Origin of the sequence: Winogradskyella sp. (genome assembly GCF_965656915.1) — a bacterium.
Taxonomy (GTDB): Bacteria; Bacteroidota; Bacteroidia; order Flavobacteriales; family Flavobacteriaceae; genus Winogradskyella.
This window is the reverse complement of sequence record NZ_CBFHMI010000014.1, coordinates 26,796-50,702: the sequence shown is the minus strand read 5'-3', so window position 1 is coordinate 50,702 and position 23,907 is coordinate 26,796. Positions and strand designations below refer to the sequence as shown.

At 33.3% G+C, this 23,907-nt stretch carries 23 protein-coding genes; 9 read left to right on the top strand and 14 right to left on the bottom strand.

Translation table 11 applies throughout. The features are described from left to right. Positions 1–95 precede the first annotated feature (95 nt). The gene (locus tag ACTG3Y_RS06065; protein ID WP_439152030.1) at positions 96–467 is read left to right on the top strand and encodes a DUF192 domain-containing protein; all 372 of its coding nucleotides are present in this window, start codon (positions 96–98) and stop codon (positions 465–467) included. Between the two features lie 480 nt (positions 468–947). Here ACTG3Y_RS06065 and secDF read toward each other — a convergent pair whose 3' ends face one another. From secDF to asnB, 9 genes are all read right to left on the bottom strand, one after another. After that, the gene (gene secDF, locus ACTG3Y_RS06060; protein WP_439152029.1) at positions 948–3,989 is read right to left on the bottom strand and encodes a protein translocase subunit SecDF; all 3,042 of its coding nucleotides are present in this window, start codon (positions 3,987–3,989) and stop codon (positions 948–950) included. Between the two features lie 157 nt (positions 3,990–4,146). Next, the gene (locus ACTG3Y_RS06055) at positions 4,147–4,758 is read right to left on the bottom strand and encodes a hypothetical protein (protein ID WP_439152028.1); all 612 of its coding nucleotides are present in this window, start codon (positions 4,756–4,758) and stop codon (positions 4,147–4,149) included. Positions 4,759–4,831: 73 nt separating this feature from the next. Beyond that, positions 4,832–5,758 carry a malate dehydrogenase gene (mdh, locus tag ACTG3Y_RS06050; protein WP_439152027.1) on the bottom strand — a complete coding sequence of 309 codons (927 nt, stop codon included), beginning with the start codon at positions 5,756–5,758 and terminating at the stop codon, positions 4,832–4,834. A 128-nt stretch (positions 5,759–5,886) separates the two neighbouring features. Then, entirely contained in the window at positions 5,887–6,903 is a 1,017-nt protein-coding gene (locus tag ACTG3Y_RS06045; protein WP_439152026.1) for a DUF6588 family protein, read from the bottom strand. A gap of 156 nt (positions 6,904–7,059) precedes the next feature. Further along, entirely contained in the window at positions 7,060–9,009 is a 1,950-nt protein-coding gene (gene gyrB / locus ACTG3Y_RS06040) for a DNA topoisomerase (ATP-hydrolyzing) subunit B (protein ID WP_439152025.1), read from the bottom strand. Between the two features lie 757 nt (positions 9,010–9,766). Next, entirely contained in the window at positions 9,767–10,126 is a 360-nt protein-coding gene (locus ACTG3Y_RS06035; protein ID WP_439152024.1) for a DUF6090 family protein, read from the bottom strand. 210 nt (positions 10,127–10,336) lie between these two features. Continuing rightward, positions 10,337–10,819 carry a DUF6090 family protein gene (locus tag ACTG3Y_RS06030; RefSeq protein ID WP_439152023.1) on the bottom strand — a complete coding sequence of 161 codons (483 nt, stop codon included), beginning with the start codon at positions 10,817–10,819 and terminating at the stop codon, positions 10,337–10,339. A 37-nt stretch (positions 10,820–10,856) separates the two neighbouring features. Continuing rightward, complete coding sequence (locus ACTG3Y_RS06025) at positions 10,857–11,642, bottom strand: DUF6090 family protein (protein WP_439152022.1); 786 nt, start codon at positions 11,640–11,642, stop codon at positions 10,857–10,859. A gap of 225 nt (positions 11,643–11,867) precedes the next feature. Continuing rightward, complete coding sequence (asnB, locus tag ACTG3Y_RS06020) at positions 11,868–13,529, bottom strand: asparagine synthase B (RefSeq protein ID WP_439152021.1); 1,662 nt, start codon at positions 13,527–13,529, stop codon at positions 11,868–11,870. A gap of 238 nt (positions 13,530–13,767) precedes the next feature. Here asnB and ACTG3Y_RS06015 point away from each other — a divergent pair, with 238 nt between their 5' ends. Continuing rightward, on the top strand, positions 13,768–14,307 hold the full coding sequence (locus ACTG3Y_RS06015) for a DUF2911 domain-containing protein (protein ID WP_439152020.1): 540 nt from the start codon (positions 13,768–13,770) through the stop codon (positions 14,305–14,307). Between the two features lie 51 nt (positions 14,308–14,358). Here ACTG3Y_RS06015 and ACTG3Y_RS06010 read toward each other — a convergent pair whose 3' ends face one another. After that, positions 14,359–14,991: a 7-carboxy-7-deazaguanine synthase QueE gene (locus tag ACTG3Y_RS06010; RefSeq protein ID WP_439152019.1), complete on the bottom strand. Its 633-nt coding sequence runs from the start codon at positions 14,989–14,991 to the stop codon at positions 14,359–14,361. A 37-nt stretch (positions 14,992–15,028) separates the two neighbouring features. Continuing rightward, positions 15,029–15,475, bottom strand: coding sequence for a Rid family detoxifying hydrolase (locus ACTG3Y_RS06005; protein WP_439152018.1), 447 nt, complete (start codon positions 15,473–15,475; stop codon positions 15,029–15,031). 58 nt (positions 15,476–15,533) lie between these two features. On the opposite strand from ACTG3Y_RS06005, the gene ACTG3Y_RS06000 reads away from it, so the two are divergent. From ACTG3Y_RS06000 to ACTG3Y_RS05970, 7 genes are read left to right on the top strand one after another with little or no spacing between them, the layout of a single operon-like run. After that, a complete protein-coding gene (locus ACTG3Y_RS06000; protein WP_439152017.1) occupies positions 15,534–17,072 on the top strand; it encodes a helicase HerA-like domain-containing protein in 1,539 nt (512 codons plus the stop codon). Positions 17,073–17,092: 20 nt separating this feature from the next. Then, the gene (locus ACTG3Y_RS05995) at positions 17,093–17,650 is read left to right on the top strand and encodes a hypothetical protein (protein ID WP_439152016.1); all 558 of its coding nucleotides are present in this window, start codon (positions 17,093–17,095) and stop codon (positions 17,648–17,650) included. Between the two features lie 25 nt (positions 17,651–17,675). Then, on the top strand, positions 17,676–18,050 hold the full coding sequence (locus tag ACTG3Y_RS05990; protein WP_439152015.1) for a cupin domain-containing protein: 375 nt from the start codon (positions 17,676–17,678) through the stop codon (positions 18,048–18,050). 1 nt (position 18,051) lies between these two features. After that, positions 18,052–18,879, top strand: a complete 828-nt coding sequence (locus ACTG3Y_RS05985) for an alpha/beta fold hydrolase (protein WP_439152014.1) — start codon at positions 18,052–18,054, stop codon at positions 18,877–18,879. 8 nt (positions 18,880–18,887) lie between these two features. Continuing rightward, the gene (locus ACTG3Y_RS05980; protein ID WP_439152013.1) at positions 18,888–19,613 is read left to right on the top strand and encodes an acetolactate decarboxylase; all 726 of its coding nucleotides are present in this window, start codon (positions 18,888–18,890) and stop codon (positions 19,611–19,613) included. A 36-nt stretch (positions 19,614–19,649) separates the two neighbouring features. Beyond that, the gene (rluF, locus tag ACTG3Y_RS05975; RefSeq protein ID WP_439152012.1) at positions 19,650–20,417 is read left to right on the top strand and encodes a 23S rRNA pseudouridine(2604) synthase RluF; all 768 of its coding nucleotides are present in this window, start codon (positions 19,650–19,652) and stop codon (positions 20,415–20,417) included. A gap of 3 nt (positions 20,418–20,420) precedes the next feature. Beyond that, on the top strand, positions 20,421–20,843 hold the full coding sequence (locus ACTG3Y_RS05970) for a VOC family protein (RefSeq protein ID WP_439152011.1): 423 nt from the start codon (positions 20,421–20,423) through the stop codon (positions 20,841–20,843). Here the strand turns inward: ACTG3Y_RS05970 and ACTG3Y_RS05965 are convergent. The 3 genes from ACTG3Y_RS05965 to ffh are packed head-to-tail and all read right to left on the bottom strand — an operon-like array spanning position 20,825 to position 23,818. Further along, positions 20,825–21,550, bottom strand: coding sequence for a YwaF family protein (locus tag ACTG3Y_RS05965; protein ID WP_439152010.1), 726 nt, complete (start codon positions 21,548–21,550; stop codon positions 20,825–20,827). The genes ACTG3Y_RS05970 and ACTG3Y_RS05965 overlap by 19 nt on opposite strands. Positions 21,551–21,567: 17 nt before the next feature. Continuing rightward, positions 21,568–22,449, bottom strand: a complete 882-nt coding sequence (locus ACTG3Y_RS05960; RefSeq protein WP_439152009.1) for a bifunctional 5,10-methylenetetrahydrofolate dehydrogenase/5,10-methenyltetrahydrofolate cyclohydrolase — start codon at positions 22,447–22,449, stop codon at positions 21,568–21,570. A 37-nt stretch (positions 22,450–22,486) separates the two neighbouring features. Beyond that, on the bottom strand, positions 22,487–23,818 hold the full coding sequence (gene ffh, locus ACTG3Y_RS05955; protein ID WP_439152008.1) for a signal recognition particle protein: 1,332 nt from the start codon (positions 23,816–23,818) through the stop codon (positions 22,487–22,489). Positions 23,819–23,907: the final 89 nt, after the last annotated feature.

Sequence of the window (23,907 nt, the reverse complement as noted above, 5' to 3'; positions counted from 1 at the left end):
TCGTTTTAACCCTGTTATTTGCTTTTAACTGCAAAGAAGAAAAGCCGAAAAAAAGCAACGACAAAGTCGTTATCAGTTTTAAAAAGGAAGGTGAATTGACAATTAAAAAAGCTGAGACTGATTCTATTATAAGGACTTTAGATATTGAGATTGCAGATAATGAGTATGAAACTCAAACTGGTTTAATGTATCGTACGAAATTAGAGACCAACCGTGCGATGTTGTTTATTTTTCCTAATGAAGACTTTAGAAGTTTTTATATGAAAAACACAAAAATTCCTTTAGATATTATATATATATCTAAAAATAAGACTATTGTGAGTTTTCAAAAAAACGCTCAACCATTCGATGAAACTAGCATGCCTTCTGACGCTCCTGCTAAATATGTTCTCGAGATAAATGCAGGCCTCTCTGATGAGTGGTTACTTGAGATCGGAGATAGTATTGAATTTGAAATTTTAGATTAGAATATTAATTAAGTGTTACTTAAAAACTTTTTTACGTTAATGTATCAGAGAATAAATGGTACAATATCATTCTTTGGTGGGAATTAAGACGAATCCCATATAACCTAATTTTAATTACCTTTCTCATAGTTACATTAGAAGTGTTAAGTTTATTACCTTATAAAGGGTTTATTATATTACATAATGGACCCGTTTTAACCATTAGCATTTATTTAGTTTTATTCCTTTATTTTTTATTGCTAATTTATGCTATACATCAGGCTGGATTTTTCAACTTATGACCAATAAATCAAATTACAAGCTACTTAATACCATAACAAAAAAGTCGTTCATTTACGGTGTAATGATTTCAATTTTAATCACTTTAAGTCCTATTCTAATTTGGCTTATTAATTTTTTATTCGAACAAAAATAATATCATTTCAACAAAAATGCCCCTCTTTTCAGAAGGGCATTATAATTATTAAGTAAAGGAGTCGATTACTCTTCTCCCTCTTCTTTTACTTTATCCTTTAATGACTCAGCAGCATCACCTTTCTTCGCTGTATCGTACATTAATGGTGTTGCGATAAACATAGATGAGTACGTACCCACAACTACACCAACAATTAAGGCAAATAGTAATCCTCTTAATGAATCTGCACCAAAGATGAACATTGCTAATAATACCACCAATGTTGTTACAGAGGTATTTAATGTTCTACTTAATGTACTATTTAACGACGTATTAATTGTTTTACCAAATTCCCAAGATGTATGCTCATTTAAGAATTCTCTAATTCTATCAAACACAACCACGGTATCATTTAATGAATAACCAATTACGGTTAAGATAGCCGCAATAAACGCTTGGTCAATTTCCATACTAAAAGGCATGAATTTCCAAGTTATTGAGAAGATACCTAATACAATTAATACATCATGGAAAACTGCTGCAACAGCACCAAGTGAAAATTGCCATTTCTTAAATCTTAATAAGATATATAAGAATACAACCACCAAAGATCCTAAGACAGCCCAAACAGAAGATTTCTTTATATCATCTGCAATTGTTGGACTCACCTTACTAGAAAGCATCTTACCTATTTTAGCATTACCAGAACCATCTAAGAATTCCTGATATGTCATTCCAGCAGGAAGGTACTTCTGTAAAGCTTCAAATAATTTAGATTGTACTTCTTCATCTGCCTCTGTAGAATTATCTTCAACTTTGTATTTAGTAGATATCTTTAATTGATTAGCACCACCAATAGTTTTAACTTCTGCACTATTAAATACCGCATTTAGATCACCTTTTACTTCTTCTACACTCACCTCTTGATCAAAACGTACTTGGTATGTTCTACCACCTACAAAATCAATACCTTGGTCTAATCCTGTTGTAAATAAAGATCCTAAACTTGCAATAATGAAAATACCAGAAATTACATAAGCTATTTTACGTTTTTTCAGAAAGCTAATATTAACATTCTTAAAAAGACCTTTAGTCATCGCTGTTGAGAAGTCTAATTTTCCTCCTCTATTTGTGTACCAGTCTATTAATAGTCTTGTAATGAATATTGCAGTAAATAGAGATGTTAAAATACCAATGATTAACGTCGTGGCAAAACCTTTAATAGGACCTGTACCAAATACAAATAAGATTAAAGCTGTTAATCCTGTTGTGATATTAGCATCTAAGATTGAAGATAATGCATTAGCAAAACCATCTTTAATAGATTCTTTCTGAGATTTTCCTTTCTCAATTTCTTCTCGTATTCGCTCAAAGATAAGTACGTTAGCATCTACCGAAATACCTATAGTTAATACTATACCGGCAATACCAGGTAAAGTTAATACCGCACCTAAACTCGCTAATACACCAAATATTAATAAGATATTGAATAATAAAGCGATATCTGCAAAACCACCTGCTTTACCATAATAGAAAATCATCCATAGCAAAACGAAGATTAATGCAATACCAAAAGACTTCATACCACTATCGATAGCTTCTTGTCCTAAGGAAGGACCCACCTCATCTGCTTGCACTATTTCAGCAGAAGCTGGTAATTTACCTGCTCTTAATACGTTAGCTAAATCTACTGCTTCTGTTAATGAGAACGCTCCTGATATTTGCGACCTACCACCAGCTATTGGTCCAGTAGTAACACTTGGTGCAGAATATACAGTATTGTCTAATACTATAGCAATAAAACCTTGGGTTTCATAAGCCTTCTTTGTCATTTCTTCCCAAACCTTAGCTCCTTTAGCATTCATTTGCATGCTTACTGCAGGTCTGCTTATTTGGTCATAATCTTGATTTGCATCCGTAATTACTGCACCACTTAATTGCGGTACTCCTTCTCTATTACTTTTAATAGCATATAACTCTGAATACTCAGAATCTTCTTGCTGCTTTCCCCATACAAATCTTACATTACGCATTTCTGCAGATAATAATGATCTGTTTTTAGAATCATTTAATTCAGACATTACCTTTTCTCTATCCTTAGCTAAGAATACGCCTACAACTGGTCCACCGTTTCCATAGCTCTGAATACCTAAAGGGTTTACATCTGCAACGTTTGTTGAGTCACTCTCAATCTGTCCGGTTAAATCATCTATAGCACTAGACGTTGTATCCTGTACTTCTTCTGATTCGGCAACCTCAGCTTCAGGTTCTGCATCTTTATTTGCTTCAACTAAAGCTTGATTTACCTGTAATAAATAAGGTAAAACCTCTTGTGTTTTATAAGTTGGCCAAAATTGTAATTGTGCTGTTTTTGTAACTAAATCCTTTACACGCTCTATGTCTTTAGCACCAGGCAATTCTAATAGGATCCGACCAGAATTTCCTAACCTTTGGATATTTGGTGATGTTACACCAAACTTATCAATACGCTTACGAAGTACTTCAAAAGCAGAAACAATTGATTCGTCTATTTTTGTTTCTATGATGCTTTTTACTTCGTCATCAGACATATCAAACTTAATCTCATCACTTAAAGTACGATTAGCAAAGATATCTGGTGATGCTAATTTGGTATCACCTTTAATCTCATCAAATGCTCTAAAAAACGACTCTAAATAAGATTCTTGTGCATCCTTCTGTAATTCTTCAGCATCATCTAATGCTTTATTAAAAACAGGATCTTTACTATTGTTAGCTAATCCCTTTAAAATATCTCTAACTGAAATCTGAAGTATAACATTAATACCACCTTTAAGGTCTAATCCTAAATTCATGGCATTTTTTTCTACATCTGTGTAGGTATATTGTGCTATTCCAAGATCATAAACTTCAATAGGTTCAAAGTTATCACCAACCTTATTTTTTGTGGTCTTTAAAGAATCTAAATAGCTTATTTCTGCCTGATTTCTTTTTGTTTGGAAATCCTCTTCTGTTTCAGCATATTTTGCAACTGCAGCTTCTCTGGCAGCGTCTTCTAATTGGTTACCTTTAAAAGTAAATGATAATTGGTAAATACTTACCAAACCAAACAAAATAGCAAATAGCTTTATTATTCCTTTGTTTTGCATTTTTATAGTTGTTTAATGTCTAATTTTTGAAACGCGCAAATATAAAGTTTACGGTCTTATCAGACAATTGTTTTTAAATATTAATGTGTTTAGCTTTTTGATTGAATGAGAAAATTTTTCTCTAAACAATTGGAATTATTGTAGATTATTTAATTCCTTATACTAAAGGCCCTGCACGTACTTCAGGGATTTTATAAGACAACGAATCAATGTAAAAAGCTATTATTTCTGCTTTTATTAATTCATTTGAACATAAAACATTATGTGCATTACTGCTATTGTGCTTCGCTGATGAATTAACTTTTAAATGATTAAATCTATCACTTTTATGGTTTAATTCTACTACCTGAGTACCTTCAAAGTCCCAACTATTACTACCACTATTCTGAATTTCAGAAATATTAAGTTGATAACTATGTTCATCTGAACTTATAGGAGTTTTGAATGGGTTTTCGTTATTTGAATCTGGATATAAGCTATAATCTGTTTCTTGTGATAAAACATTTTGAACTATATCTATAGCTGCATCACTATAGTATGTGATTTTTAATCGCCCATCTTCATTATCACCTATAAGAATAGCTTCCGCACCAATATTATGCAATTTCTCTCTAATGTTATTTATAGCAGATTCTGCATCACTAGCAGAAATAGAACCATCTTCAAACTGAATTACTATTTGCTGATTAGGAACTGAAGTATGCTCTACATACGTTCCAAGAAACGCAAAGAGCATAATTAAAATACCAATTTGAAGTTTGGTTTTCATGCGCCAAATATAGGAAAAAATAAAGACTGCATTTCTACAGTCTTTATTTCATATATTTTAAATGTCCTTTAGACTATAATTCTAATAATCCATTTGTTTTCTTAACACCTTCGGCACTTTCTTTCATATGTGCCTTTTCGGCATCACTTAATGGCACATCAACTATTTTTTCTATACCATTTCTACCTAATATTACTGGCACACCAATACAAAGATCACTTAATCCATATTCACCATCTAATAAAGTAGAACATGGGAACATTTTTTTCTGGTCACAAGCGATAGCTTGAACCAATCCGCTTACAGCAGCACCAGGAGCGTACCAAGCTGAAGTTCCTAATAATTTAGTTAATGTCGCTCCACCAACCTTAGTGTCTTCTTTTACCTGATTAAGTCTCTCTTCTGTTATGAACTCGGAGACATTAATACTGTTTCTAGTGGCATGAGATGTTAATGGTACCATACCTTTATCGCTATGACCACCGATTACCATGCCATCAATATCACTAATCGGAGCATCTAATGCCTCAGCCAATCTGTATTTAAAGCGAGCAGAATCTAAAGCTCCACCCATACCAATAATTCTGTGCTTTGGTAAGTTTGTTGTTTGGTGCACTAAATACGTCATAGTATCCATTGGGTTACTAACCACAATTAAAATAGTATTTGGAGAGTGCTCAACTAAACTTGCAGAAACAGATTTCACAATCCCTGCATTGATACCAATTAATTCTTCTCTAGTCATTCCAGGTTTACGCGGAATACCTGAGGTAATAACACAGATATCACTATTTGCAGTTTTAGAATAATCACTAGTGCTTCCTGTAATTTTAGTGTCGAATCCGTTTAATGAGGCACACTGCATTAAATCCATAGCTTTACCTTCGGCATAGCCCTCTTTAATGTCTAAGATGACAACTTCTGAAGCAAAATTTTTAATTGCAATATATTCTGCACAACTTGCTCCTACGGCACCTGCACCTACTACTGTTACTTTCATGTTTTATATTTTTAATTTGAAACAACTCGTTTTAAACGATTGCAAAATTACGAATAAAATCGCTTTTAATAAAGAAAGCACCAGAGTAAATCTAGTGCTTTAATATTATCGATGACGAAACTTTCGTTTTATCTAAATCCAAAATTTATACCCACTGAAAATGTATCAAATTCTGATATATTATACTCAGCGTTCAGTCTAAAAAACCCTAATTTTAATTTTGTTCCTATAGTCCCTCTTAAAGCTGTAATTTCGGATGATACTGAAAACGGATCCTCAATGGTTTCTGAGGTTAGTAGTCCATCGGTAACCCTATAACTACCTATTAAATCAGATTCTGATGTTCCACTTATGTAGCCGATACCACCATAAAAATTAATAACTGGCATTTTAGTTGAAGCTATTAATTGAAACAACCAGGTATTGGTATCATTTTTTAATTTTTGATTTTCTCCCTCTATTTCAGAAGATTCTGTGATATCGTAAGAGCCGTTCACATGATTATAAGCTACTAAACCTGATAAGGCAACTGGCCAGATTTTATCAGCTGGAAGCCATTTAGTAAACTCTAATTGCAGCCCAGCTCCATACATACTTAAACTAACGTTATCAGTTTCGATTTCAGGAATATATCTTGCCTTTATCTCTAATCCACTACCCAAACCAACTGCACCTTGTAAAGTTGCTGTAGGTAATAAATTAGAACTTGCGTCTCCTATTCCCTGAGGTAATTCTAATTCTACAGTTTGAGATCCAAAAATAGGATCATCATATTCTACCTCAACAAAAATCGATGGATTATTCTCTCCTAATACTGAAGCAACCGATTGAGAACTCGAACTTTGAACAAATCGTACATTATTATACTCGGACGTATTCAATATAAAGTTTTTATCCTCATCCTTAACCAATGCGGCATTTGCAATTATTGAAATTTCAAATCCTCCTAAAGGTTTCACTTTTGCAGAATTAAACCAGTTAGCATTCATGCTATGCATTAATCCGTTAGTTCCTGGTGCTAAAAAATCATTTGCAAAGCGTTCAGCATCTTCCACACCAGCAGTTAATAAAACATCAATATCGTTCTGTGCTTCAGATATTAAAGAAGATAAAAATAAAAGTAAAAATAGGCCTATATTTTTCATTGGATAAATTTCAATAGTGCTTGTTAAATATAATAAAACTAATTAAAAAAAACGTATTTCATCGTTATTTATTGCTTTTAATCGTAGTTGTGAGTAACAAAAAAAGCAATTACATTATTAATATAATTGCTTTTAAAATGGTTTAATTTGTTCTACTTATGCATCAATATTGGCATAAATAGCATTCTTTTCGATGAACTCTCTACGCGGAGGTACTTCGTCTCCCATTAACATTGAAAAAACACGATCAGCTTCAGTACCGTTATCTATTTGCACTTGTCGCATGGTTCTAAATTCTGGATCCATTGTAGTGTCCCAAAGTTGTTCAGCATTCATTTCACCAAGACCTTTGTAACGCTGAATTTTAGCGTTTTCACCAAAATTCTCCATAATTTCATCACGCTCTTTATCACTCCAAGCATACTGCTTTTTTGCTCCTTTTTTCACCAAATACAATGGTGGTGTTGCGATATAAACATGACCGCCTTCCACTAGCTCTCGCATATATCTAAAGAAGAACGTTAAGATTAAGGTTGCAATATGACTACCATCAATATCAGCATCACACATAATTACAATTTTGTGATAGCGTAACTTTGACAGGTTTAAAGCTCTTGGGTCTTCTTCTGTACCAATAGTAACTCCTAAAGCAGTAAAGATATTTTTGATCTCTTCATTTTCAAAAACCTTATGCTGCATAGCTTTTTCGACATTAAGAATTTTACCTCTTAATGGCAATATAGCTTGAAAGTTTCTGTCGCGCCCAGCTTTTGCAGTACCACCTGCAGAATCACCCTCAACAAGATATAATTCACATTTTTCAGGATCTTGCTCTGAGCAGTCAGATAACTTACCAGGCAATCCTCCTATGCTCATTACCGTTTTACGTTGCACCATTTCACGTGCTTTTTGTGCTGCGTGACGTGCTTGAGCGGCCAATATTACTTTTTGTACAATGATTTTAGCATCATCTGGGTGTTCTTCTAAGTAATTGGTAAGCATTTCTGAAACGGATTGACTTACCGCTGAAGACACTTCTCTATTACCTAGTTTGGTTTTGGTCTGACCTTCAAACTGAGGTTCTTGTACTTTTACAGAAACTATTGCTGTTAAACCTTCACGGAAATCGTCACCAGCAATATCAAACTTTAATTTATCTAACATACCAGACTCATCAGCATACTTTTTCAAGGTATGTGTTAATCCTCGACGAAAACCTGTTAAATGCGTACCACCTTCGTGTGTATTAATATTGTTTACATACGAATGTAAGTTTTCTGCATACGATGTATTGTACACCATAGCTACCTCAACTGGCACACCGTTCTTTTCGCCTTCAAAAGCAATCACATCTTTCATTAATGGCTCACGATTACCATCTAAGAATTTTACAAATTCTGGTAATCCATTTTCTGAATGAAAGGTTTCCCCTTCAAATTCACCATCTTCCTTTTTATGACGACGATCTACTAAATGTATAGTAATGCCTTTATTAAGAAATGATAATTCGCGCATACGACTTGCAAGCGTATCGTAATTATATTCTAAAGTTTGTGTAAATATTGTAGAGTCTGGTCTAAAGGTTACCGTAGTTCCTCTTTTTTCCGTATCACCAACTACTTTTACAGGATACATGGTTTTACCACGCTCATATTCTTGTTCGTAGATTTTACCATCTCTGTAAACAGTAGCCTTTAAATGTTCTGACAAAGCGTTAACACAACTTACACCAACACCATGTAATCCACCAGATACTTTATAAGAATCTTTATCAAATTTACCACCAGCACCAATCTTAGTCATTACAACCTCTAATGCAGATACTCCTTCTTTTTTGTGTAAATCTACAGGAATACCACGACCATCATCTTCTGTTGTAATGGAGTTATCTTCGTTTATGGTTACGGTAATATTATCGCAATGACCTGCTAAAGCCTCATCAATAGAGTTATCTACAACCTCATACACTAAATGGTGTAAACCTCTTGTACCCACGTCACCAATATACATCGATGGTCGCATACGTACATGCTCCATTCCCTCTAATGCCTGAATACTATCAGCCGAGTAATTGTGCTTGTTAAATTCTTCTTTCTTTTCGCTCATTAGTTTGAATAAATTTAGTTCGATTTATGGCATAAAAAAATGACACGAGTGTATCATTTTTGAACACTAACAAATATACGAAATAATGGTGCTTTATAAAAGCAATTTAAGGCCGCAAAGGGATAATTATCAACAATTGTTAAAAACCTAAAAGTGGCTTAAAACGTCTAAAAATAGGCTTAAATTGGATTTTATTGCGAAAAATATACGAAATGAATTAAGAAAATTATTAAAATCATTACAGGGCTTTTAATGAGTTAATTGAAGAATAAAAAAAAGATAATATATACAATATAAACACTTATTTAAAGACATTATCTTATGAATTAAACAATTATTTTTGCTAGATGCCTTTTACCATAAAATAAGTTTTTATGGATATGATGGTGGAGTTTAGTTATGGTTTTCATTTAGCCCCTCATCAATCATAGCAATAATGTCATTTATGTAAGATTGAATCTGCTTTTCATTTATGTGCACATAACTTTGATTTAAATAATGATCCATAATGGCACCATCAACTTCTAAAGAGGTTACGAATTTTGTATAGTTTTCTCTTGGAATGGTAATTGGTTTAATAATACTATCTCTACTATAATCCGATCTATAGGATTTCTAGTTGGGATATGTTTTCTAATAATAGGCAATAGCTATTTTAGCCAATGCTCCCTTCTAATCACAATATCTTCTGCTAAATCATTAAGCTCTCCAGTCCATTGACTGAGTTTGTTTTTAAGAGAATCATTTTTAATAAGGTCTAATTTACCAGAAGAAATGGTTTCGTTATTATACCTACTCTCGCATCGAAGCTTGCAAATGTGGTAAAAACACCGTTCATACTATCGATCTCATTTGGTGTTAATAAGGTTTTATCGGACTGTAAAAAATTATATAAAGTGTTAAGGCAATTTGTATTAATTTGTTGATCAAATTTCAGTTCGTCGAGGTTGGTTTTAAATTCTTGTCTTAAATTAATAAGTAATTGTTTTTCTTTTAAGCGATCATTTCTATTATTATTCCAATTATTAATCTGTAGCGCGATTAGAATACCAATAACAACAAGTACAATTTCGCCAATGGCATATTTAAAGTATTTACCTGTTTTATTTTCACTCATAAGCTTGTATTGTAAATGTCTGAAGAATTTAATCATTTTAGCTTTTTCAATAATTCATTAACTTCTATTTCAGTCTCACTTAAAATTTTATTGTACCAGTTTAGTTGTATATAATGAAAATGAAAATCATCAAGCATTATAGTATATGAATCATTATTCACTGTGTTAAAAGCACCAGTTCTTCTATTATGAATATATTTTTCACTCAAACTACCCCCATCTGTCATCTACAATTTTTCCATTGTCTATTAACCTATCATAATTAGAGCTATATAGTTTTATAATGCTTTGAATCAGGGGTTTTTGACTGTAGGTATTAATTTCATTACCTGCTATTGCGGATTTAAACGACCCTGAGACTGGGTAGAATGTGCGTTGTCCAGAAAAAAGATAAATAGACATTAAAGAATCTATTTCTACTTTATTGTTCACATAATCTTTTGAATACTTGCTGTTTAAAAGATGGTAAGCGTCAATTTTTGGTTTTGTATACTTTTGAACGTAGTTTAGAAATTCTAAGTCTTGTAAAAGGTCATCTTTAACACCCTTGTAAAATTCATTTTCTGCTATACTTTGTTTTCTATTCTCATTCCAATTGTTAATCTGTAGTGCAATCAAAACACCGATGACTACGAGAATAATTTCACCAATAGCATATAGTATGTATTTACTTATTCGATTTTTTTGAATCATATTTTGGCGTATTTTACGTAAAAATTTAATCATTGTTTTAACCTCTATTTAAATCCTCTTGTATCAATTCATTCAATTTCTCAAGATGAGCTATCAATTCCTCATGCATCTGCTTAATGAACGTATTATTCATTATTGAGAGTTTTATACCATTATTAAATGTTTTGTTATTTAATAATCTATGGTATTGTGGTATTAAGTTTTCAATTTGGATTTGAGAAGGCTCCTTAAGTATTATCGTTCCTATTTCTGCCGTGGACTGAAAATCCATTACATTTAACATATCGCCATTAATGATAGAAGCATCATATAAATACTTGTCATATTCGCTTCGCATGTGTTCTTCGGCATTTTCAATACTAACATACTTTTTATCGAGTTCTAATAAGTAATCTTTAATGGAATCGTTTTTTATAAAATTTAGATTCCCTGAGCTAATTAACTCTCTGTACATATTATTTGTTGGTATAAATGTGGTCCACCAAAAGACAGTTTGTATGGTGCCTTCTAACTCAAAAATATCGTTTACGGATTCCAGCTTTTTAAAAGTAAGCATCTCTGCACCTGCTTTTGCTTTATTTGCTCTAAAAGCAATAATGGTATCATTGTTTTTGAGCTCTGACTGTATATCTACTTGTAGATTTTTAAGATATTTTATTTCTTGCTGACGTGCTTTTCTGTCTTCATTTGCATTGTTGATTTGTAATGCAATAAGAATACCAATAACAACGAGTATAATTTCGCTAATAGCATATTTAAAATACTTGCCGGTTTTACCTTCGGAAAGTAAATTTTGTCTAATTTTTCTAAAGAATTTAATCATACTTACAGATCGCTGTAAGCAGGAAATCGGCTATGTAGAATTGGTTGGTTATAGTTATATGTTTATAAATGTAATAAAATGTAATAAAATGTTACAAGTAAAACACTTTACATAGTATATTAAAAAAGACGAACCACAAAATTCGTCTTTCAATTAAAGTGTATATTACTTTAGTTAGGTTGTTATATTTTTATGTATACATCTTAAAAACGTATGCCCATTCCATTAATAAGCATCTTCATGTATTTTCGCTACGGCTCTACCAGAAGGGTCGTTCATGTTTTTAAATGCTTCATCCCATTCCAAAGCTATCTTAGTGCTACACGCCACACTTGGCTCTTGTGGTACACTTAAGGCCGCCGCATCACTTGGAAAATGGCCTTCGAAAATAGTTCTATAATAGTACTCTTCTTTGTTTTGAGGTGTTTGTATTGGGTAACGGAAATGTGCACTAGCTAATTGTTCATCGCTCACTTCGGCTTCTACAACCTCTTTTAATGTATCTATCCAACTGTAACCAACTCCATCACTAAATTGTTCTTTTTGTCTCCATGCTACACTTTCTGGTAACATATCTTCAAATGCTTTACGTATCACCCATTTTTCCATGCGTTCTCCATTTATCATTTTATCTTGTGGGTTAATACGCATGGCTACATCCATAAATTCTTTATCTAAAAATGGTACACGACCTTCTATTCCCCAAGCAGCTAAACTTTTGTTGGCGCGCAGGCAATCGTACATATGCAACTTACTTAACTTTCTTACCGTTTCTTCGTGGAATTCTTGCGCACTTGGTGCTTTATGAAAGTATAAGTAACCACCAAATAACTCATCAGCTCCTTCACCAGAAAGCACCATTTTTATTCCCATAGATTTTATAACGCGCGCCATTAAATACATTGGTGTACTAGCTCTAATGGTTGTAATATCATAAGTTTCTAACTGATAGATAACATCTTTTATGGCATCTAAACCTTCTTGGATTGTAAATTTTATTTCGTGATGAACAGTCCCTATGTGATCCGCAACCTTTTGAGCAGCTGCTAGATCTGGAGAACCATCTAAACCAACCGAGAATGAGTGTAACTGTGGCCACCATGCTTGTTCTTTATCATCAGCTTCAATACGACGTTGAGAATATTTTTTCGCAATAGCTGAAGTCACCGAAGAATCTAATCCGCCTGACAATAATACACCATATGGTACATCACTCATTAATTGTCTGTACACAGCATCTTCCAACGCTTCTCTCACTTCGGCAATACTCGTTTGATTATCTTTTACTGTGTTGTATTCTTCCCATTCGCGCTTATACCATTGTACGAGTTTGCCGTCTTTACTACTCATGTAATGACCTGGTGGAAACAACTCAATTTTTGTACAAACACCTTCTAAAGCTTTTAATTCTGAAGCAACATAGAAGGTACCGTGTTTGTCCCATCCCATATATAAAGGAATAATTCCCATATGATCTCTTGCAATAAAATACTCGTCTTTGTCCACATCATAAATAGCAAAGCCAAAAACACCGTTCATATCATCTACAAAGTCAGCTCCTTTTTCCTTGTATAAAGCTAAAATGACTTCACAATCACTTTCTGTCTTAAACTTATAGTCTGGAAATTCAGCTCTTAAAGCTTTATGGTTATAGATTTCTCCATTTGCCGCTAATATCAATTTTTTATCTTCACTAAATAAGGGTTGTTTACCAGAAGCCGGATCTACAATGGCCAGACGCTCATGCGCCATTATCACTTTATTATCACTATAAATACCACTCCAATCTGGTCCTCGATGACGAATGGTTTTAGCCATTTCAAGGACCTGTGGTCTTAAAGTTTCACTTTCCTGTTTTATATCAAACGCACATACAATACCGCACATAACTTTCTTCTTTTATTATTAATTATAAAACAAATATGAGTTTAAACTTTCATATATTAAACATATAATGATTTATTGGTTTTTATTTAAAACAATATATAACATATTAAGGCATAATTGTAATAATTTATAAACGAAAACACACTAAAAACTATCAAATTGTAAATTTTAATATTTCCTTACGATATAATGCCCTGATTTAACTCTAATTTTGAGTACATAAAACACAAAACATATTATGAAAACAACACGACTATTTACAACTATTGCATTTGCATTTATGATGCTTGTATCATTTAACGTAGAAGCACAAAATTTTAGAGGTTTAGACAAAAGCCCTATGGATGCCACTTCATTAGGAAGAGGTGAAAAACAACTAGCCATAGTATACTATAGCAGACCTCAACTTAATGGAAGAACCGTAGGTAAAGAAATTGCACCTTATGGTAAAGTTTGGAGAACTGGAGCTAACGAAGCGACACAATTGGTTCTTAATGTAGACATGAAGTTAAACGGAACAACAATAAAAGCTGGTACGTATTCTATATTTACAATTCCAGGTGAAAAAGAATGGAAAATAATGATCAGCTCTGATACTAATAATTGGGGAGCATCTGGTTATAGTGACGATAATGTGGTAGCAAGTATTACTGTACCTGCAACAGAAGGAAAGGAATCTTTAGAAGCGTTTTCAATGGCTTTTGAAGCTATGGATGATGGCGCACACCTACACATGGGTTGGGATAAAGTGCGTGTCGCGGTGCCGTTTACAAAATAAAACGAAACCAGATATAACTAAAAACGCCTTGTTTACTCAAGGCGTTTATTATTAGGGTATATTTAAATACTTATGTGTTTGTAATGACACTTTCCACTTAGGGTTTGCCATTACGTAATCTACAATCTGTGGCATCATTTTATCACGCTTGCTCCACTCTGGTTGCAAATATAATATGCAATCTTTATTGACTTTCGCAGCTTGCTCTTCCGCAAATTTAAAATCGCTTTTATTATAAACAATACACTTCAGTTCGTGCGCTTTTGTGTAAACCTCTTCAGTAGGTAGTTTCATTTTTTTAGGAGATAAACAAATCCAATCCCATTGTCCAGTTAATTTATAAGCACCTGAAGTTTCAATATGTGTTTGTACACCTTTTTCCTTGAGCAGTGTTGTCAAAGGTTCCATATCCCACATTAAAGGTTCACCACCGGTTACAACAATAGTATCACTATACTTAATGGCATTCTCAACAATTTTATCTGTTTCCGCTGGCGGATGTAATTCTGCCAACCAGCTTTCCTTAACATCGCACCAATGACATCCTACATCACAACCGCCAATTCTAACAAAATATGCTGCTGTACCTTTATGATACCCTTCACCTTGAATAGTGTAGAATTCTTCCATTAAAGGCAATAAAAGACCTTTGTCAATCAATTCTTGTCGTTCTCTTCTTGTCATAGTCGGCAAAGATAATGCATTAGTTGGAAGTTGAAATTTATTTCACAGCAATCACATCAATCTCTATACTTGCTCCGCCTGCCAGCCCTGCTGCTGCAAATGTAGTGCGCGCAGGTTTCCTTGTAAAATAAGTCGTATACACTTCATTAAAACTTTTAAAATCATTAATACCCTTTAAAATCACGGTACATTTTACAACATGATCTAATGATAGATCATGATAAGCTAAAACGTCTTTTATATTCTCAATCACTTGTTTTGTTTCTTCTTTTATACCACCATTAACTAATTTGCCATTTTTATGGTCTTTGCCAATTTGCCCAGTTAGAAATAACAAACCTTCGGTTTCTACGGCATCACTAAATGGCACATTAGCTCTACTTAGTTCATGGGATTTGTGAAAGATGATTTCCGAATTTTCATTATCACAAGACTGAAAACTAATTAAAAGTAAAATGCAAAAAATTGAAAATATAGACTTCATCTTAATAGGTTTTAAACTTGACTAAAATTACATTATTTTTATACAAATTTTCTGACTGATGAAGAATAGAGATACTTTCTTTAAAGAAATCACTGAAGGCAACACTTTTAAAGGTGACTATATAACTTTAGGTGCTGGTATGCTTGATGGTGAAACAATAACCAATGCATATGTTAACGTACCGCTAAAAACCATGAACCGTCACGGACTAATTGCTGGTGCAACCGGAACCGGAAAAACAAAGACTTTACAAGTCTTAGCGGAGAATCTTTCCGAAAAAGGCATACCTGTATTGTTAATGGATATTAAAGGTGATTTAAGTGGTTTGGCAAAACCTAGTCCTGGTCACCCAAAAATTGATGAGCGCCACGAGAAAATAGGTTTACCATTTGAACCAAAACCTTTTCCAGTAGAAATATTAACACTTTCAGAACAAGATGGTGTTAGATTACGTGCCACAATTAGTGAGTTTGGTCCTGTTTTAATCTCAAGAATTCTTGATGTTACAGAAACACAAGCTGGTATTATCTCAGTGATATTTAAATATTGTGATGATAATAAGTTGCCATTGTTAGACTTAAAAGATTTTAAGAAAATTCTTCAGTATGCAACTGGTGATGGTAAAAAAGAATTTGAAGAATCTTATGGTAGAATTTCTAAAGCCTCTACAGGTGCTATTTTAAGAAAATTAATAGAAATAGAACAACAAGGCGGAGATTTGTTCTTTGGTGAAACATCCTTTGATACTCAAGACTTACTTCGAGTAGATGAAAATGGAAGAGGCTACATTAATATCATAAGATTAACGGACATCCAAGATAAGCCAAAGTTATTTTCAACATTTATGTTGAGTTTATTGGCTGAAATTTATTCAACTTTTCCTGAACAAGGAGACAGTGGTAGACCAGAACTAATTATGTTTATAGATGAAGCTCATTTAATTTTTAATGAAGCTTCGGATGCACTTTTAGATCAGATAGAAAGTATCGTTAAATTAATTCGTAGTAAAGGAGTTGGACTATATTTTGTAACTCAAAATCCGACTGATGTTCCTGAAGCAGTCTTAGGACAATTAGGATTAAAAGTACAACACGCGTTAAGAGCATTTACTGCTAAAGACAGAAAAGCCATAAAACTGACTGCACAGAATTATCCAGATACAGAATATTATGATACGGCAGAAACCCTGACGTCTCTGGGGATTGGTGAAGCATTAGTTTCGGCATTAGACGAAAAAGGTAAACCAACACCATTGGCTGCAACTATGATGCGCGCACCAATGAGTCGCATGGATATTTTAACAGAATCTGAACTTGGCAGCTTATTAGCTGAATCTAAATTAGCCAGAAAATATAACAAAGAAATTGATAGAGATAGTGCTTACGAAATGCTAAACAAAAAAATTAAGCAGGCTGAAGCAGAGGAAGCAAAACGTAAAGCTAAAGAAGAAAAAGAAGCTCTAAAAAAAGCCGAAACTAAAAGAAGAACCTCAACTACGAGAAGACGTAGAACCAGACAAAATCCTATCGTAAAGGTATTGTCGAGTCCAACAGTAATACGGAGTGTTTTAGGAATATTAACCAAAATGCTTAAATAGTTTTAACCTAAATCTTAACAATGAAAAATACGTTATATGTTGTACTTATATGTGCAATACTAATTACCGGTTGTGCAAAAAATAGTGTGCCAGACCCATTTTTGATTCAGAAAAACAATATTGGATTGCTTACGGATTCGACCACGGTTAAAGAACTAGATGCCATATTTACAAATGATTCTGTAGTGAGATATATCGCGGGTGATGAATTTACTGGATCTATAAATACGATTGAAGTTTATGAAAAAACAGGAAAAAAGCTACTGAATCTTTCACCTAAAGAAGCACTAGATTCAACTTCCGTAATTTCATCAGTTAGAATTATGGATCAGCGTTATAAAACCGAAAAAAACATTTCTACTTTGAGCACATTCAAAGACATTAATGAAGCGTATAAAATTTCTAAAATTGACAACCTTATTAATGCTATCGTAGTTTCAGTGAATGAAATTAATGCCTCTTTTACGATAGACAAAAAGGAATTACCAGCAAGTATGCGCTTTAAGATGGACATGACCATTGATCCATTACAAATTCCAGAAAAAGCTAAGATTAAGTATTTTATGATTCATTGGTAAAAGACCTATTATTGAATTTGTAATTATGAAAGAGAAAAAGAACCATACCATACAATCATCTCCATTCATCGTTCCCACTGATGACGGCAAAATCATTAAAGAACATTTTGGACTAGCAAGTGATGGCAATTCTAAAATTAGTATTGCTCATATGATAGCACCGCCTGGTTGGAGTGAACCATTTCAAACACCAGAATTTGATGAGTTTACCTTTATCATTAAAGGGAAAAAGCAATTTATCATAGATGATGAAACTATTGTTTTAGAGCCAGGACAATCTATAAAAATTGAAAAGAATACTAGGTTGCAATATTCTAATCCTTTTACAGAACCTTGTGAATATTTAGCTATTTGCACACCTGCATTTTCTATAGATTCTGTAAACAGAGAAGATATCTAATATGAGTAGTTTTGTTATAAAATCCATAGGTAATGTGTTGAATGCAACCAGTTTACTATCCGCTAATTATGCTTCTAAAAAAGCCTTAAGTTTATTTGCCTCACCAAGAAAAGGACGCTATACAGAGCTTCAGCGAAAACTAATAAATTCTGCTTATTTCGAAACTCTTAAATATGAAAACTTAGAAATTGCTACTTACCGCTGGGTTGGAAAAGGAAAAACAGTTTTATTAGCACATGGTTGGGAAAGTAATGCATCTCGTTGGGAGTATTTATTAAATGATTTAAAATCACAAGACTATAATATCATAGCTTTAGACGCACCAGCTCATGGTAGGTCTGACGGAAAACAGTTTAATGCCATACTTTACTCTAAATTTATAAATACTGTGGTACAAAAGTTTCAACCAGATGTTCTCATTGGACATTCTGTTGGCGGTATGGCAAGCGTATTTTGTATGTATAATCACGATTTATCATCAGTTAATAAAATGGTTTTATTAGGTGCTCCTGCCCATTTCACTGGTGTTTTTTCAAGATATAAAAGTATGATGGGTTATAATAATAGAATATCAAACGGATTGGATAAGATCGTTTTTGAACGATTTGGACAACCAGTTGACTATTTTTCTGCAGCAAACTTTACCAAATCTTTTAAAGCCAAAGGACTAATTATACACGACAAGAAGGATAAAATTATTCCTATTGAGGACGCTTTATTGTTTGCAAATCGTTATAAAAATTCTGAATTGATAATAACAGAGGGGTTTGGTCATAGTTTAAAAGATGCTTCTTTAACTCTACAAATAATTAATTTTATTAATCAATAAATCTTATCATGACTTGCAATAAAACATTACTGCTACTAAGTTTACTAGTATGTCTTAGCTGCGACTTTGTTGTCAAAGATTCTTCTATAAAGAAAACATATACTGACGTCATTAGTGTTGCAGCGATGAAAGATGTGATGTGGAAGGGTCAACTTCATGGAAAAATTAATCTTGATACAATTAAGAAAAAAAAAGGTCTTTATGGTCTTGGCCCTAATGCTTTTTTAGATGGTGAAATCCTTATTAATGATGGAGTCACCTATGTATCTCAAGTAACATCTGATTCCACTATGGTTGTTGAAAAAAATAATACCGTTGAAGCACCATTTTTTGTTTATGCCAATGTCAATGAATGGGAGCAAATAGCATTGCCAGACGCGATTAAAACTATAAAAGACTTAGAGCTATTTATAGATTCTAAAACTAAAGACAAAAAACGACCATTTGCTTTTAAATTAATTGGATCAATAGAAAATGGAATTATACACGTACAGAATTTACCTAAAGGGGTAAAAGTTTCATCACCAAAAGAGGCACATCAAGGGCAAGTCGATTATAACTTAGGATATGAAGAGGTTGAGATTATTGGTTTCTTTTCTACTGAGCATCAAGGTATTTTTACACATCACGATTCATATTTACACATGCATCTCATTACAAAAGATTTAGGTACAATGGGACATTTAGATGACGTATCTTTCGGAAAGATCACATTGTTTTTGCCAAAATCTTAACAAGAGTACTTACTAACTTTATTGTACTTTTACAGTATGTCAGAAAACTTAACACGTCTTAATAAATATCTCAGCGAAGCTGGTTACTGTTCCCGTCGTGAAGCCGATCGATTGATAGATGCTGGTCGTGTCACTATAAATGATGTGATACCAGAAATGGGTACTAAAGTGGCATCTGAAGATGTGGTAAAAGTTGATGGTGAAGTTATTGGTGAACGCAAACAAGATTTTGTGTATTTAGCTTTCAACAAACCTGTTGGTATTGTTTGTACCACAGATACACGTGTTGAAAAGGATAATATTATTGACTATATTAATTACCCTAAACGTATTTTTCCAATCGGCAGATTAGACAAACCTAGTGAAGGTTTAATTCTTTTAACTGATGATGGAGATATCGTCAATAAAATTTTAAGAGCTAGCAATAACCACGAAAAAGAATATGTCGTTACTGTAGATAGGCCTATTTCTCAAACCTTTGTTGAGCGTATGGCAGGTGGTATTTATATTGAAGAATTGGGTAAACGCACCAAAAAATGTAAAGTTAAAAAGATAGATAGATTTACATTTAGTATTATTCTAACTCAAGGTTTAAATCGTCAAATTAGACGCATGTGCGACTATCTCAATTATGACGTTAAAACATTAAAGCGTGTTCGCATAATGAATATTGAACTCGATACTCCTTTAGGACAGTATCGTGAGCTCACTAAAGAAGAATTTAAAACCTTAACGAATCTGATTAGTGATTCTAAGAAGACTTATGATCCAAAACATCAGCATCATCGCAAAAAAAAGAGATAAACTATGTCAAAACTTTCACCTTTTCACCTTGCAATTCCCGTTCATAATTTGGCAGAGTGTCGAAACTTTTACACTAATGTCTTACATTTTGAAGAAGGGCGTAGTAGTGATCATTGGGTTGATTACAATTTTTTTGGACATCAATTGGTTATACACTTTAAACCAAAATCTGAAGAAGAATTACACACCAATGCTGTAGATGGAAAGAATGTACCTGTTCCACATTTTGGAGTTATATTAGATTGGGAAATATTTCATCAATTTGCTGATCTACTAAAATCAAAAGGTATAACATTTATTATAGAACCTTATTTACGTTTTGAAGGTCAAATAGGCGAACAAGCCACTATGTTCTTTAAAGATCCTGCTGGCAATGCTTTAGAGTTTAAAGCATTTAAAGATATGTCTCAACTATTTGCTAAGTAGTTCTTTCTTCGCTTACAAATAAAAAAGGGTAAATAAATTATTAGAAATAGAGGAATTATAATGAGTTGCCCTACAAGGATATAAGTAGGCCATTCACCAAAATAATCGAGTAACGAGGCGGATTTGGGCTTTTCATTAAGATAAAAATAATTTGCATCTAGCAAATAGTTAAGAATTACCATTAATAAGACATAAACTTGAAGCGCAAAAAAGGATTTCCAGACGCTTTTTAATTTTGGTTTTAATCTAAACACAAAAATAAAATAGAATATTACCATTAGCAATCCAAGATGAACTGTCCAATATCTAAAGTAATCAAAGCTTGGAAAACCCATTGGAATATCTGGTGTAATGACGCCTTGTAGTGTTCCTCCAATAATCCAAAACAATAGAATCTCAAACATCCAGTATTTGCGATAATGCGTAAATATTGGAATAATTACAGCCATTAAGCTGCATAAATAAAGAGGTAGGTCTGTTTTAAAATTATAGGATTCAAAAATTATTCTGTAAACATGAAAGCAAATTATAGTTACCGATATTAAACAGGCAAAAACATGTATTACTTTTTCTTTCTGAGCATTAGATAAAAACTGATTTGAAAAACTAATACTTACAACACTAAATACTATTGCAATTACGATTGGTATAAGATGTTGTAAACTTCCTATCGAAACTGAATCAATAACGATAGTGAGCAATAACATCAACATATTATATACTATTAATTTTTGTTTCTATGCTGCTCTCTGGCTAGTAATGTATTCTTTAAGAGCATAGCAATAGTCATGGGTCCTACTCCACCTGGTACTGGTGTTATGAAGCTTGCTTTTTTACTTACGTTTTCAAAATCGACATCTCCTGTAATGTGATATCCTTTTTCAGAATCATCTGGCACACGCGTAATTCCTACATCAATAATTACGGCGTCGTCTTTTATCATTTCTGCCTTTAGAAAGTTTGGTATCCCTAATGCTGAAATAATAATATCAGCCTGAGATGTAATTTGAGTAATATTTTTAGTGTGACTATGGGTTAATGTTACTGTTGAATTTCCTGGAAAACCTTTACGCCCCATTAGAATACTCATTGGTCTACCAACAATATGAGAGCGGCCTATAATCACCGTGTGTTTGCCATCCGTTTCTACTCCATAACGGTCAATTAGTTCTAATATGCCAAATGGAGTAGCTGGAATAAAGGTTGACATATCTAGTGCCATTTTACCAAAATTGGCAGGATGAAAACCATCAACATCTTTATTAGGATCTACAGCCATTAATACTTTTTGTGTATTAATTTGACGCGGTAGAGGTAACTGAATTATAAAACCATCAATATCATCATTATTATTTAAATCTTGAATAGTATCTAGTAATTCTATCTCGCTCGTTGTATTAGACAATCTTACCATGGTAGATTCAAAACCAACACGCTCGCATGCTCTCACCTTGCTACCTACATAAGTTAAACTTGCTCCGTCATTACCAACAATAACAGCGGCTAGATGTGGAACCTTTTCTCCGTTAGCCTTCATTTTATCAACTTCGGCTTTTATCTCATCTTTAATATCTCTACTTGTCTTTCTACCGTCTAAAATTGTCATATTGTTGGTTGTATTTATATTATCTAAAGTTAAAGAACTATCGAGGCATATTCTTCATGGCCTGCATCATACGTTTTCCACCTCCACCTTGCATCATCTTCATCATTTTACTCATTTGTGTAAATTGTTTCAGCAACTGATTAACTTCTTGTACTGATGTACCAGAACCCTTACCAATACGCTTTTTACGACTAGAGTTTATTACTGATGGATTCGCACGTTCTTCTGGAGTCATAGAGTGAATGATAGCTTCAATTCCTTTAAAGGCATCATCGTCAATATCTATATCTTTCATCATTTTTCCAGCACCAGGAATCATTCCGATTAAATCCTTCATGTTACCCATCTTCTTAATCTGCTGAATCTGCTTTAAGAAATCATCGAATCCAAATTGATTTTTGGCAATTTTCTTTTGAAGTTTTCTAGCTTCCTCTTCATCAAATTGTTCTTGTGCACGCTCAACAAGTGAAACCACGTCACCCATTCCAAGAATACGATCTGCCATACGCGATGGATAGAAAACATCAATTGCTTCCATCTTTTCACCCGTACCAATAAACTTGATCGGTTTATTTACAACAGATTTAATTGAAATAGCCGCACCACCTCTGGTATCACCATCTAATTTAGTAAGGATTACACCATCAAAATTCAAGATATCATTAAAAGCTTTTGCTGTATTCACAGCATCCTGACCTGTCATTGAATCAACAACAAAAAGTGTTTCTTGTGGCTGAATAGCTTTATGGATATTAGAGATTTCGGTCATCATAGCTTCATCTACAGCTAAACGACCAGCAGTATCAATGATAACTACGTTATAACCGTTGGCCTTTGCATGTGCAATACCGGCTTGAGCTATTGCTACAGGATCATTATTGCCTTTATCACTATATACCTCTACGTTGATTTGGTCACCTACAACATGTAGCTGATCGATTGCTGCAGGACGGTAAACATCACAAGCTACTAATAATGGCTTTTTTGTTTTTTTATTTTTTAGATAATTCGCAAGTTTACCAGAAAATGTAGTCTTACCAGAACCTTGTAAACCTGACATTAAAATTATGCTTGGTGTTGCAGATAGGTTTATACCTTCTGCATCTCCACCCATGAGCTCGGTTAATTCGTCTTTTACGATTTTAACCATCAATTGCCCTGGCTGCAATGTTGTTAATACATTCTGACCAAGTGCTTTTTCTTTAACTCTATTAGTAAACTCTTTAGCAATTTTAAAGTTAACATCGGCATCTAAAAGCGCGCGTCTCACCTCTTTTAATGTCTCTGCAACATTAACCTCAGTTATACTTCCATGTCCTTTTAATACATGTAACGCTTTATCTAACTTATCACTTAAATTATTAAACATATGCTTTATACTTATTTACAAGTTGCAAATTTAATAATTTACCAGCGATTTTCGAATGGGAATGCTATAATTATAAAGCTATAAAATTG